This is a genomic window from Candidatus Avedoeria danica, assembly GCA_016703025.1.
Taxonomy (GTDB): Bacteria; Chloroflexota; Anaerolineae; order Epilineales; family Epilineaceae; genus Avedoeria; species Avedoeria danica.
In genome coordinates this window covers 81,072-94,693 of sequence record JADJCV010000002.1, presented here as the reverse complement: position 1 = coordinate 94,693, position 13,622 = coordinate 81,072, and the positions used below count along the sequence as shown (strand labels likewise).

Annotated in this window: 5 protein-coding genes; 4 read left to right on the top strand and 1 reads right to left on the bottom strand. The window is 73.3% G+C overall.

Annotated features, from left to right (window positions below; genetic code table 11):
• The first annotated feature begins 40 nt into the window (after positions 1-40).
• Both IPG72_01540 and IPG72_01535 read left to right on the top strand, forming a co-directional pair.
• Positions 41-382, top strand: a complete 342-nt coding sequence (locus tag IPG72_01540; protein ID MBK6767721.1) for a hypothetical protein — start codon at positions 41-43, stop codon at positions 380-382.
• Positions 379-2,001, top strand: coding sequence for an ATP-binding protein (locus IPG72_01535; protein MBK6767720.1), 1,623 nt, complete (start codon positions 379-381; stop codon positions 1,999-2,001). The genes IPG72_01540 and IPG72_01535 overlap by 4 nt, the downstream gene beginning before the upstream one ends.
• Before the next feature lie 53 nt (positions 2,002-2,054).
• Here IPG72_01535 and IPG72_01530 read toward each other — a convergent pair whose 3' ends face one another.
• Positions 2,055-5,603 carry a PD40 domain-containing protein gene (locus IPG72_01530; protein ID MBK6767719.1) on the bottom strand — a complete coding sequence of 1,183 codons (3,549 nt, stop codon included), beginning with the start codon at positions 5,601-5,603 and terminating at the stop codon, positions 2,055-2,057.
• 212 nt (positions 5,604-5,815) lie between these two features.
• Here IPG72_01530 and IPG72_01525 point away from each other — a divergent pair, with 212 nt between their 5' ends.
• Both IPG72_01525 and IPG72_01520 read left to right on the top strand, forming a co-directional pair.
• A complete protein-coding gene (locus IPG72_01525) occupies positions 5,816-9,679 on the top strand; it encodes a VWA domain-containing protein (protein MBK6767718.1) in 3,864 nt (1,287 codons plus the stop codon).
• A gap of 74 nt (positions 9,680-9,753) precedes the next feature.
• On the top strand, positions 9,754-13,617 hold the full coding sequence (locus tag IPG72_01520) for a VWA domain-containing protein (GenBank protein ID MBK6767717.1): 3,864 nt from the start codon (positions 9,754-9,756) through the stop codon (positions 13,615-13,617).
• Positions 13,618-13,622: the final 5 nt, after the last annotated feature.

The window sequence follows — 13,622 nt, the reverse complement described above, 5'->3', positions numbered from 1 at the left end:
CGGATCGCGGCGCCCGCCGCCGCCGCCAGGAGCCAACCGCATGCCGCCGCCGCCCGTTCGCCCCGCCGCACCGCTCGCCGCGCGGCCGCCCCTCGCCGCGGCGCTCTCGCCGATCGAACGGGCGGGCAACGATCCGCGTGTCGACCCACCGGCCAGCTGTCTCAGCCGCCGCGAGCGCGCCGTGGTCGTCGCGCTGTGCGAGGGGCTGGATCGCCCGGAGATCGCCTGCCGACTCCGCCGCAGCCGCAGCACGTGCGACAAAGTGATCTCGGCGATCTACCGGAACACCGGCTTCGGCACGGCCCACCAGGTCGTCGCCTGGGCGCACCGCATCGGCCTCTTCGGCGGCGCGGCGCGGTCATCGGCGGGGCCGCGGCGGTGAGCGCCGACGCGATCACGCCGCGCGCCGTCCGGATCGCGCTGCGCCAGCTCTGGTCCGACCGCACACCGGCCGACGGCCCGCTGGCCGACCTCGTCCTCGTCTCGCGCCTGCTCGATCGCCACGGCAGCCCGGTCACGCGATCGAGCCGGCAATGGGCGCTCGGCCAAGTGCTGTGCGAGACCGTCGAGGCCGAGCTCGCGCGGCGGCGGGCGGGCGGGGCTGCGGAGGACGGTCCGTTCAGCGAACCCCCGACGGCGCGCCGCGGCGCCGATCCTTCCGCAGCGCTCGAGCGCGTGCGGCTGGACTTCAGCACCGACGACGCCGCGCTCGAAGGGTGCAGCGCCGTGTACCACCTCTACCTGCGCCCCGACCTCGGCCTCTCGACCAGCCGCCTGGCGGCGCTGGTGTCCGGGCGCCACCCGCGAACGGTGCAGCGCCGCCTCGGACTCGGCCTCGACATCATCGCCCACCGTTTGCGCCTCCTCGAGGCCGGCGCGGCGGCGGAGCACCGCCGCACACAGCTGCGACACCGCCTGCCCTCCCCGAACGGCGGTCAGCTGTTCGGGGTCGACCGGATCCACGCGCAGTTGCGGACGTGGTGGGCGGACAACCGCCATTCGCCGGTTCTCGTGCTGACCGGACCGGGCGGCAGCGGCAAGTCGACCGTCGCCGCTGCCCTCCTGCGACAGCTGCTGGACGCAGAAACGAAAGCGCACGCGGCCTGGTTGCGCGCGTGCGATCGGCGTCGGCGACCGGTGCCCGGCGGGGCCGGGGTCATCGATGATGCCGGGATCGTCGACCGGCCGCTCGCCCGCCCGACGCTGCGCGAGGAGGCGCCCGCCGGGCGGTGGTCGACGGCCGTGGCCACCGAGGATCTGCGCGACGCGCGGGCGGCCAGACCCGATGCGATCGCCTCCCCGATCGGCGGCGCGGCGGCCGCCGGACGGTCTGTGCTCGCCGCCGGCCGCGCCCTCGGTTCCACCGGCGACGCGCTCATCGTCGTCGACGGCGTCGACGACGCGCGCGAGATGTGGGCGGTCGCGCGCGCCATCGCGCGCGTGGGCGCCGGCCCGCGCTGGCTGATCACGAGCCGGCTCGGATGGGGCGCCTTCCAGACGGCCCAGACCGTGCCGATGCCCGCCCTGGATCCAACCGCCGCGCTCGCGCTCTTGCGCCACGAGTGCCGCCGCCGCGCGCTGTACGGCGTCGCCGCGGCGTCGGACCACGCGCTCGACAGCCTCGTGGCGGCCGCGGCCGGACATCCGGCGGCGATCCTGCTGGCGGCCAGCGAGCTGCGCGCGGCGCCCGTCGACACCGTCGCCGAGCGCCTGCGTGCCGGCGCAGGGCGGGCGGGCGACCTGTACGCACGACTCTGGTCCGGCGCATGGCGCGCGGCTCCGCCGGCGGTGCGGCGGGTCGTCGATGTGGTGGCGGGGCTGGAGCGGGCGGGTCGGGTGGCGGATCCGGAAGCCATCGCGGCGGCCGGCGGATGGACGGGTGACGACCTCGAGGCGGCGCTGCGCGCGGGGCTTGACCTCGGGCTGCTTGCGGTTGGGGACGACGAGCGCGTTTGCTTTCGAACGCCGCTGTTTCTGGCGACCTGGCGGGCGGGCGGTTGATCGATGGCGTTCGGTGGCTCGATGGCGATCGGCCGTTTGGGCGGTCGACGGTCTTATCGCCGCTCCGCCCCGCCACCCGGCAGCACCCGCCGCGGCGCCTCCCCAAACGTCGGCCGCATCGTCGTCATCGCCGCCAACCGCGCCAGCGCCTCGGCAATCCCGCGCTCGAGCTGCGGGTCGCGCCCGGCGGCGTCGTCCTGCGGCGGGAAGCGGACCTCGATGTCCGGGACGGCACCGTGGTTCTCGAGCCCCCAGCCGACGTCGTTGAACCAGAAGCTGTACTCGGGCTGCGTCGTCGTGCCGCCGTCGGACAGCGTCTCGCGCGGCCAGATGCCCACCACGCCACCCCACGTGCGCGTGCCGATGAGCGGACCGAGGCCCATCAGCTTGAAGGCGTGGCTGAACATGTCGCCGTCGGAGCCGGACAGGGCATTGCACAGCGCGATGATCGGGCCGGCGACGGACTCGACCGGGTACGGGATCGGATCGCCCCAGCGGCGGACGTCGTAGCCGATCCGTCGCCGAGCGAGCTTTTCGAGGAGGAGCGAGGACACGTGCCCGCCGCGGTTGTAGCGGACGTCGACGATGAGCGCCGGGCGATCGGACTCGGCCAGGAAGCCGCGGTGGAACTCGGCGTAGCCACCTGGGCCCATGTCCGGCACGTGGACGTAGCCCACCCGGCCGTCGCTCGCCGCGTGAACGGCCGCCCGGTTGCCGTCGACCCACGCGCGGTAACGCAGCGCGGTCTCGTCGCGCAGCGTGCGGACCGTGAACGAACGGCCGGCGGATGAGGGCGAGGCGCCGGCGATCGCATCGCCATCGGACGGCATGGCGTCGGACGGAGCGGCATCGGACGGAGCGACACTATCGGACAGGTCGGCATCGAACGGCGCGTCGTCGGAAGCACGGCCCGCGGCATCGGCCGGCTGCGCGGCGTCCGGGTTCGCCCCTGCGCGCGCCGCGAACTCCAGGAAGACATCCGTGCCGGCGCGGAGGACCAGCGCGGCCCCGGGCGAGCGCAGCGGATCGAGGCGCTGGCCGTCGATCGCGATCAGGCGATCGCCGGGGCGGATGTCCATGCCGGGGCGCGCCAGGGGCGAGCTGGCCGCCTCGTCCCACGGATCGCCGGCGATGATCCGGCTGACGATCCAGCCTGCGCCGGCCGGGTCGGCCTCGAAGTCGGCGCCGAGGTAGCCGCGCGGGAAGTCGGGGCCGGTGCGGTAGTCACCGCCGTACTCGTAGGCGTGCGACGTGCCGAGCTCGCCCTGCATCTCCCACATCAGGTCGGAGAACTCGGCCCGGCTGGCGACGCGCTCGAGCAGCGGAAAGTAGCGCTCATAGACGTGCAGCCAGTCGATGCCGGCCATGTCGGCCGTCCAGAAGTGGTCGCGCTGCAGCCGCCAGGCCTCCCGGAACATCTGCGCCCATTCGGCCGTCGGGTCGACGGAAACGCGGATGCGGTCGAGATCGACCCAGCCTGTCTTCCGGCTGTTGCCGCCATCCGTCGGCGGCTTGACGCCCGCCTTCCCGACGCGGAGCCGCCGGTCGGCGCGGTAGATCATCGTCTTGCCGTCGCGCGAGACGTCGAACGCCTGCACGCCGTCGGCCAGCGTCTCGCTCCTGCGCTCGCCGAAGTCCCACGCGATGAGCTGGCCGCCGGCCGGCCGATCGCCCTCGGCGGTGCCGGCCGCACCCGGGATGCCGAAGGACGTGTAGAGCACCTTGCCGTCGATGCCCCGCACTTGGCCGTACGTGCCCTCAGCCACCGGGAACGCCACGATCCGCTCGGCGATGCCGTCGAGGTCGATCCGCAGCGGCGGCGGGCCGGAACCGGACTTGTCCTCCGCCTTGCCCTGCGCCTGTACGCCCGCCTGATCGCCCGCCTGATCGCCCGCGTCGTCCCCTGCGTCGTCCGGTGGCTCGCCCACCGTGTCGCGCGCTTCGGCCGGTCTCTCGCCCGCCTTGCCCCCGGCGTCGCCCGGCGTCGCGTCGTCGCCCTCCGCGCCGTCGACGGGCGCCTCGCCCGGTGCGGGCGGCATCGGGCGGAACGGGGAGTCGAGGTCGGCGCGGAGCGTCAACAGATAGGGGCGCATGCCGCGCGGGAAGCCGAGATCGAAGTGGAGGCGGTCGTACACCGGGGTGAAGTCGCGATAGGACAGGAAGTAGAGGTACTTGCCGCCGGGATCCCAGGCCGGGGCCAGATCGCGCAGCACCGGCCGGGTGACGGCATGCGCCTCACCGGTCGCGAGCTCAGCCAGCTTGATGATCGACGTCTGGGCCGAAGCCGGGAAGGCGTACGCCAGCCAGCGGCCGTCGGGCGACCACGCCAGGCCGGTGATCCGCTCGTCCGGACTCTGATCGAGGCGCTTGAGCGTCATCGTCTCGATGTCGATCGAGAGGAGTTCGAGCCGGTGGTTCGCCACCGCGACGACATCGCCCGCGGGCGAGACGGACAGCTCCGTCGGGCGGCCGAGGTCGAGGACGTCGAACCTTAGCGGGGGTGCGCTGCCGTCCATCGTGTGGATGACGAGCGTGTCCTCGCCGCCGGCGTCGCTCACGACCGCCAGGCGGCGGCCGTCCGGCAGCCACGTGGCCAGGCGCGTGCGGGCCGGCTCGGCGTGCAGCGGCAGCACCGCCCCGTCGTGGTTCCCCATGACGTACGTCTTGCCGCGCGCCGTCACGGCCACGCTGTGGCCCTTCGGGTGGATGGACCAGCCGTGCAGGTAGCGGCTCGGGCTCGCGAAGCGGCGCTGGTGCTGCGCCCGCGCGCCGGCCCACGTGATCGGGATCCGCTGCGGCTGCGATTCGTGCGGGTCGGGCGCGTCGGGCGTCAGCCGCCAGATGTCGGCGCCGGCGGTGTACACGATCGTCCGGCCGTCCGTGGCGGGCCAGCGGACGTAGTAGTCGGCGTGGTCGGTGTGGCGGGCGAGGTCCGCGCCGTCGACGGTGCAGCTGTACAGGTTGCCGACGCCCTCGTGGTCGCTGACGAACCAGATCCGGCCACCGAACCAGAACGGCCGGGCGACGTTGCCCGCGAGGGTGATCAGGCCGCGCCAATCGCCGTCGCCCGCGGCGTCGACCCAGAGCTCGCCGGTCAGACCCCCGCGGTAGCGCTTCCAGCGGGCGATGTCGAGCGCGTGGCGGCACAGCACGGCGGCGTGGCCGGCGGCCGTGGCCGGGCCGATCGCCACGCTCGCCAGCGGACCGAAGGGCAGCTGCCGCACCGCGCCGCCGTCGGCCGGCACGACATGGGCGCGGTAGAGGGCCGGGAACGGCTGTGCGGCGTTGGACGAGAACACGATCCCGGCGCCGTCGGGCGTCCAGCCGAGGACGTGCGCGTCGGCGCCCATGAACGTCAAGCGCTCGACGCGTCCGCCGCCTGAAGGCATCCGGTAGACTTCCGGCCCGCCTTCCTCGCGCCCGACGTAGGCCACTTGGCGGCCGTCGGGCGACAGCGCCGGCTCGCTGGCCATCGCCTGGCCGGCGGTCAGGCGGTGCGCCGGGCCGCCCCGGACGGAAGCCCGCCAGAGATCGTCCTCGGAAGTGAAGATCAGCACATCGTCGTGGACGGTGGGGTAGCGGTAGTACCCTTGCTCAGCCATGCGCGCCTCGATCTGCGGGTCGGGGGAAGCGTGTCGTCGGTTCCGCGCATCCCGGGCGGGCGGAGCGCCGATTGTATCATCCGATTCCGGGCCATTCGGTGTCATGATCCCTGTCGTTAGGTGGACGATCGGGCCACGCGCTAAGGTTTGGACCTCCGAATTCGGGTTCCGTTCGCCGTCGACGAGCGTCCGGCGGAGCAACGAGGTGAGCCATGGTGCCAGCGAACGCCACGGGCAGGCACGGCGTGCCGTGCAGATCCGCGCGCCCTGCGGTGCGGTCGCGGAGCGCGCGATTCGCCCGACTCACCTTGGCCGGCTTCGCCCTCGCCCTTGGCGCGGCCGCTCCGGCTCGGTCGCCGGCGCTCGCCGCCGAGCCCGGCGTCGCGTACCGCCTGGTCGACACCTGGGCCGCCCGTCCGTGGACGCCGACGGCCGGCCGCTACGGCAACATCGCCGACGTCAGCTCGGCCCCGGACGGCACGGTGTACGTCCTGGACAACCGGGACATCGCCGGCCGCGCCGCGATGCTCCACGTGCTGCGGCCGGACGGGACGCCGACGGCCTGGCTGCCGCTGCCCGACGAGCCCGACGTGGCCGATCCGCCGATCCCGTACCGTTTGGACGTCGGCGCCAACGGCAAGATCTACGTCCTTTCGATGAGCCGGAGCGAGCTGAACGACAGCATCCGCTACCTCGTCGACCGCCTGTCCGCCGGCGGGGCGCTCGAGGCCCGCTACCGGCTGACCCTCGAGCTGCCGCGCGGCTACGCCGACATCGCCGTCCGCGACGACGGCCGGATCTACCTCTCCCGGCTCGGCGCGACGCAGTGGTGCTACGAGCGCGGGTCACAGGCGCCGCGGAACATCCCGGGCGAGGACCCGAGCTTCGCCGTCGAGATCATCAGCCCGGACGGCAAGGAGCGGACGCTCCTCACGCCGCCGGAGCTGGCGGTGCCGATCAGCCTCGACGTCGACGCCGACGGCAGCGCGATCGTCGTCAACCACATCGTGCCGCAGTGCTCGCCCGGCGGGGGCGGTCCGGGGGACCCTGGCCACCCGCCGCCGCCGTCGCTGGCCCGCGGGTGGCCGTGGCTGGCGCGGGCGCAGGCCGAGGCGGTGGGCGGGGATGCCCGAGACGGCGTGGCGAGCGACGCAGCCCGCGACAGGACAGCGAGTGGATCGGCGCGGGTCGACACCAGCGAAGGCGCCGACGCGGTCGCCGGCCCGGCCGCCGCCGCGCAGGCGCCTTCGCCGATCGCCGGCCTGCTCGTCTTCGGCGGCGATCTCAAGGTGCGGGGCACGATCGAGTGGGTCGGTGCCGAGGATGTCGCCGTCGGCCCGGCCGGCCGCTACGTGGCGCGCAACGTCGAGATCTACGCGCTGCAGCCGGGCGCCGCCAACGGCGGCCTCGGCGCCGTCGAGGACGAACCGCTGTATGCCGGGCCGACGGACCGCGTGTACGCCCAGCTGTTCCTCGACCACCGCGTCCTGTCGCTCGATGTGCCGTTCACCGGCGGGCGGATGGTCGCGGCGATGAACCACTGCAGCTACCAGGGATTGCTGCGCTTCGACGCGCCCCGCGCACGGCCGTCGTCGCCCGTTCTCGTCGGTGCGCTCGACGGCCCGGAGCTCGAGGGACCGGCCTTCCCGATCCGCGTCGCCGCGGCCGACGAACTCCGCACGCTGCTCGGGCGGATGACCGTCCTTGGCACGCGCCCCAGTCAGATCTACTACAGCATCGCCTTCGCCAGCGAGAACCAGACCGCGCAGCGTTGGAGCGCCGACGGCCGGCTGACGAGCCAGACCGGGCTGTGCAGCGGTTCCGAGTCGTGGCTCGTGCGGGACGTCGCGGCGGACGGCTCGGACAGCTACACGGTGGACCCCAACTTCCTCCAGCTCCGCCCGGACGATCTCCTGCCGGCGTGGTCGTTCTGGGGCGGCGATTTCGACGACCCGACGTCCGAGCCGTTCTTCACCGCCGTCGGTGCCGACGCCGGCCGGGCAGCCGTGCTCGACGTCGGCCGCGGGCGCGTTCACATCGTCGGCCGCGACGGCGCGCTGACGGCCAGCTGGCCGGCGAACGCCGACGCGCAGAGCGTGCCGGTGGACGTGGCGCTGCGCGGCTCCAACGTCTATTTGGCCGACCAGGCACGCGGCCGCGTCGTCATCCGCGACCTCGCCGGCGACCCGGTCGGCACGTTCGACACGCACGACGGGGCGGCGGCCGTGGCCGTCGACCCGGCGGGCGAAGTCTACATCCTCGGCCGCGGCGGATGGGCCTACCGCTACCACCCGGACGGCACGCTGGTGGCCGCGTGGCCGATGCCGCAACGCGACCGCACGCCGCTCGACATCGCCGTCGATACGCAGGGCCGCGTGTTCATCAACTACGTTCGCCTCGGGCTGCAGGGCAATGGGCGCACCGGCCAGGGCACGCGCGTCCACGAAGGCGGCGTCTGGGTGTTCGCCCCCGGGCCGGCCCCGTCCCTGCCGCCGCCGCCGCCCGACGCCTGTCTCGGCGTGCCGGACAAGTTCGCCGCCCCCCGCCGCATCCCGCTGGGCGACACCGTCGACGTCACGCTGACCGTCGTCGGCCGCTGCCCGGGTCGCAGCACGGATGCGGACATCATGCTCCTGTTCGACACGTCGCGCTCGATGGGCTGGGAGGCCAGCCTCGATCGTGCCAAGGAAGCCGCGCTGCGCCTGCTCGGCACGCTCGACCCGGCCAAGGTGCGCGTCGGCCTGGCGACGTTCGACGACGCGCCGACGCTGCGGCGGCCGCTGTCCGACGACATCGCCGGCGTCCGCACGGCCGTGGCCGGGCTGCAGGCGCGGGGCGACACGCAGCTGACCGGTGCGCTGGCAGCCGCCCGGCTGCAGCTGGGCGACACGCCCGTTCCCGGCCGAAGGCGGCTGGCGATCCTCTTCACGGACGGTGTCGTGAAGGACAGCGATCGTGTCGGCTTGATCAAGGCGGGCGACGACCTGCGCGGCGCGGAGATCGAACTGCACGCCTTCGTCTTCACGACGTGGGAGGTGCAGACCGAGGACCTGGACGACATGAACCGGCTGGTCGGCTACGCGCGGTACCTGCACGTCGACCCCGACGAGGCCGACGTCGACCGGATCGCCGCCGATCTCGTCGGCTATCGGCCCGAGCCCGTGGCGTTCCGCGACCTGAGCGTGATCGACCGCATCCCGTCCAACATGCGCTACGTCGACCGCTCCGCCGTGCCGAGCGCCGAGTTCGACGCCGCGGCGAACACGCTCACGTGGCGCGGCATCCGCCACCATCCGGCCGGCGAAGTGCTGCGGCTGCGCTACAAGCTCCATCCGCTCGAGGTCGGCACGTGGCCGACGAACATCGAGGCGCGCGCGCCGTACACGGACGCGCTCGGCACCGCCGGCGAGCTGATCTTCCCGATCCCCGAGGTGGAAGTCTATGCCCCGCCGCGTCGGGTCTACCTGCCCTTGGCTGTCCGCACGGGCTGCGTGATCAAGCGCCGGCCGCTCGATGTGGCGCTCGTCCTCGACGCCTCGAGCAGCATGGAGGAACCGAGCACGACCGGCCAAGGGACCAAGCTGGACGCCGCGCGCGCCGCGGCCGCCGCGTTCGTGCGCCGCATCGACCCGGCCGAGGACCGCGCCGCGATCGTCGCGTTCAACCGCACCGCCCGCCGTGTCGTCCCGCTGACCGGCGACATCGACCGCCTCACGCTCGGCCTGGCGGCGATCGAGTCGGCCGAGGGCACGCACATCGACCTTGGCCTGGCCGAGGCGACCGGGGCGCTCGAGGGCCGGCGGCCGGCGGCGCTGGCCGCCGTCATCGTCCTGACGGACGGGCTGCAGACGATGCCGCCCGGCAACGCCGCGGTCGTCGCCGAGGCCGATCGCCTCAAGGCGTCCGGCGCGCTCGTCTACGCGATCGGTCTGGGCTCGACGATCGATGTCGCGCTCCTGACCGGCGTCGCATCCTCACCCGACCGCTACTTCAGCTCGCCCACCGATGCCGAGCTGACCGCCATCTATGACGCGATCCTCGCCCGGCTGGCCTGCGATCAGGCCGCCGCACCGTGAACCACAGCACCATGAACCACAGCACCATGAACCACCCCGCCGTGAACCCCACGCCGTCGCCAAGGAGGTGCCCGATGCGCCCGCTGCCCGGACTTGCTCGCCTCGCTGCCGGTTTCGTGCTCGCCGTCGCCGTCGGCGCGACGCTCACCGCGGACCGCGCCCCGGTCGGCGCCGCGCCGTTGCGCCAGGTGGCGGGCGTGCCGGACACCGAAGGCGCGACGTACGCCCTTGTCGACACCTGGGAGAAGCGCCCCTGGCAGCTCACGCCGGGCCGCTACGGCCGCACCGCCGATATCAGCTCGGCGCCCGACGGCACGACGTACATCCTGGACAACCGCGACGCGGCCAGCCGGCCGGGCGCGATCCACGTCCTCGACCGCACCGGCCAGGCGCAGCGCGTCTGGACGCTGCCCGTCACGGCGCCGCCGAAGCCGGTGGACACGACGACCGTCCTCTGGCGGCCGCAGCGCCTGGACGTCGGCGCGGACGGGACGATCCACGTCCTCGAGTTCTACTCCAGCCCGCGCCGCGACGAGGCGACGCAGCAGCTGTTCTGGGTCTACCGCGTCACGCGGCTCGCCCCGAGCGGCGCGCTCCTCAACCAGTTCGAAGTGATGCTCGAGCCACCGCGGCACTACATCGACATCGCCGTCCGCGACGACGGGCGGATCTACGTCACGCGCGCCGGCCAGAACCCGTGGTGCTACGACCCGGGCCAGAAGCCCGATCTGATGAACAAGCCGGGCGAGGAGCTGACCTACAGCATCGACGTCTACGACGCGGCCGGCACGCTGCTGGAGCAGATCACGGCGCCCGAGCTCGCCGTGCCGACGATGCTCGACGTCGGGCTGGACGGGCGGATCTGGGTCCTGTCGCGCATCCCGCCGCCGTGCGCCGGCGACCCGGGCATCGGCCAGCCGACGGCGACGCCACGGCCGTCGATTGCGCGCCCTTCGCTCTCGGATCCGTCCATCACGTCGAACCTCACGTCGAACGCGCCGTTGGCCGACCAGCAGGCGCCCGCCCCCGGTGAGTCGGTGAACGGCATCGTCGTCTTCCGCCCCGACCACAGCGTCGAGGAAGGGATCGCAGATCTGGGCGACGACGAGATCGCCGTCGGTCCGGCCGGCGTGTTCGTGTCGCGCAACGTCGACATCTTCCGCGTCCATGCGGCGGACGCGCGCGCGCCCGACGCGACGAAGCGCGCCCGCCGCTGGGTCGACGACGTGCCGCTGTTCACCGGCCCGACGGACCACGTGTACGCCGGCTTCCTGCGCCGCATCCTCTTCAATCTGGACGTCCCAGCCGACGGCCGTCTGCTGGCCAGCATGAACCACTGCTACTTCCAGGGCCTGCTCAGCTTCGACACCGTCCAAGACACCCTCCAGCCGGAGCCGCTCGTGCCGCGCCTGAACGGCGGCTACGACGCCCCCGAGCTCGAGGGCCCGGCCTACCCGCTGCGCGTCGCGGCCGCCGAGGAGGTGGGCGTTCTGCTCGGCCGGATGCTCATCGGCGGTTCGCGCCTGGACGGCGGGTCGACGAACTACAACCTCACGAACTGGACGACCGACGGCCAGACCGTGCAGCGCTGGATGCCGGACGGCCGCCTGACGTCGCAGCTCGGGCTCTGCCCCGACGCCGACATCTGGTTCGGCTCCGATGCCTGGCTCACCCGCGACATCGCGATGGACGGCAAGAAGGTGTACACGATCGACCCCGAGCTCCTGCAGGGGCGCCCGGACGACAACTGGCCGGCGTGGACGTACTGGCCGGGCGAGCGGATCATCGACGATCTCGACAAGGCTTCGTTCCTCGGCGCCGTCGCCGCCGACGAGGGCGTCGTGGCGACGCTCGACCTCGGCGCGAACAGCATCGTCCTCGTCGACGAGGCGGGCGCGCTCGTGCGCGACTGGTCGATCGACGCCGGCGGCGACATCGCGCTGCCGACGGACATCACGATGTACGGCGACCACGTCTACATCGCCGATCAGGCCCGCAGCCGGGTGTACGTCCGCGACCTGTTCGGCCGCGCCGTCACCGACTGGCCGCTGCACGACGGTCCACGGGCGATGGCGGCCGGTCCGGGCGGCGACGTCGTCGTGCTCGGCCGCGGCGGCTGGGGCCACCACTACGCCCCCGACGGCCGCCTGGTGGCCAGCTGGGCGATGCCCGACGCCGCCGTCGAACCGCGCGACATCGCCTTCGGCGACGACGGGCGGGTGTACGTGAACTTCGTCCGCCTCGGCCCGACGCTCGAGCTCGGCTGGGACAGCCGTTCGCCGATCGAGCAAGCCGGCGTCTGGGTGTTCGAGCGCCGCGCCGCACCGGTATCGCCCCCGCCACCGCCCAAGGCGTGCGTCCCGAGCCGCGACAAGACGGCCGCGCCGCGGCGGATCCCGCTCGGCGAGACCGTCCAGGTGTCGCTGACCGTCAACGGCTGGTGCCCGGGGCGCTTCGACGCCGCCGATATCGTCGTCGTGTTCGACACGTCGCGCTCGATGAGCTTCCAGGACTCGCTGACCCAGGGCAAGGCGGGCGCGCTGGCCTTCCTGGCCGAGCTCGACGGCGCGAACACGCGCGTCGGGCTCGTCACGTTCGACAGCGGCCCGACGCTGCTCTCGCCGCTGACGAACGACCTGGCCGGCATCCGCGCCCGGATCGCGGCGCTGACCGCCAACGGCGACACCCAGCTGCGCGGCGCGCTCGACGCCGCACGCTTCGCGTTCGACACGGCCGCCCCGCCGACGCCGGCCGGGACGCGCAAGCTCGTCGTCCTGGTGACGGACGGGATCATCAAGGACGATCCGCTGCCCACCGACGCCGTCGACGCGCTCGATGCGGCCGGCGTGGCGATCCACGCACTCGTGTTCCCGTCGTGGGACTTCACGAACATCCACCGCGACAACCTGGACATCGTCGTCGCCAACGCCGCCGGCGACAAGCCGGGGCGGGTGCACATGAACCCGACGGAGGCCCAGGTCGAGGACATCGCCCGCGGCCTGACCGGCTACCGGCCGGAAGAAGGGCTGTTCGAGACGATCACGGTCGTCGATCAGATCCCGTCGAACATGACGTACGTCCCGAACAGCGCGATCCCGCCGGCCGCGTTCGACGCCGCCGCGAACACGCTGACGTGGCAGTTCGGCGTCACGGCGGCGGCCGAAACGCTGAAGATGACCTACCGCCTGCGTCCGCAGCAGGTCGGAACATGGCCGACGAACGTGTACGCCGACGGGCGCTACCGCGACGCGCTCGGCAACCCGGGCCGGATCGTGTTCCCGGTCCCGGAGGTCGAGGTCTTCGGACTGAACCACCGGGCCTACCTGCCGATGGCGCTGCGCGGCGGCTGCCTGATCAAGCGCCGCCCACTCGACGTCGCGCTCGTCCTCGACGCGTCGAGCAGCATGAACGAGCCGAGCGCGACCGGCAGCGGCACCAAGCTCGACGCCGCGCGTGCCGCGGCGCGGACGTTCGTCCACCTCATCGATCCCGAGGACCGCGTGGCGATCATCAGCTTCAACACGACGGCGACGACGCACCAATCCCTGACGGCCGACATCGCCCGCCTGGACGCCGCGCTCGACGCGCTCACGACGGAGTTCGGCACCCGGATCGACCTCGGCCTGAGCGAAGGCGAACGGGCGCTGGCTGCGCACCGGGCGACGGCGCTGCCGGTGCTGATCGTCCTGACGGACGGCCTGCAGACGAACCCGCCCGGCAACGCGCCCGTGCTCGAGGCAGGCGCCCGCCTGCGGCTGAACGACGTGATCGTCTACGCGATCGGCCTCGGCAGCACGATCGACCGGACGCTCCTCGAGACGGTGGCGACAACGGTGGACCGGTTCTATGCGTCGCCGACGGATCAGGATCTGATCTCGATCTACGCCGACATTCAGGGGCGGTTGGCGTGTGATGGGCAGGGGGTGCCGGTGCCGTAGGGGGG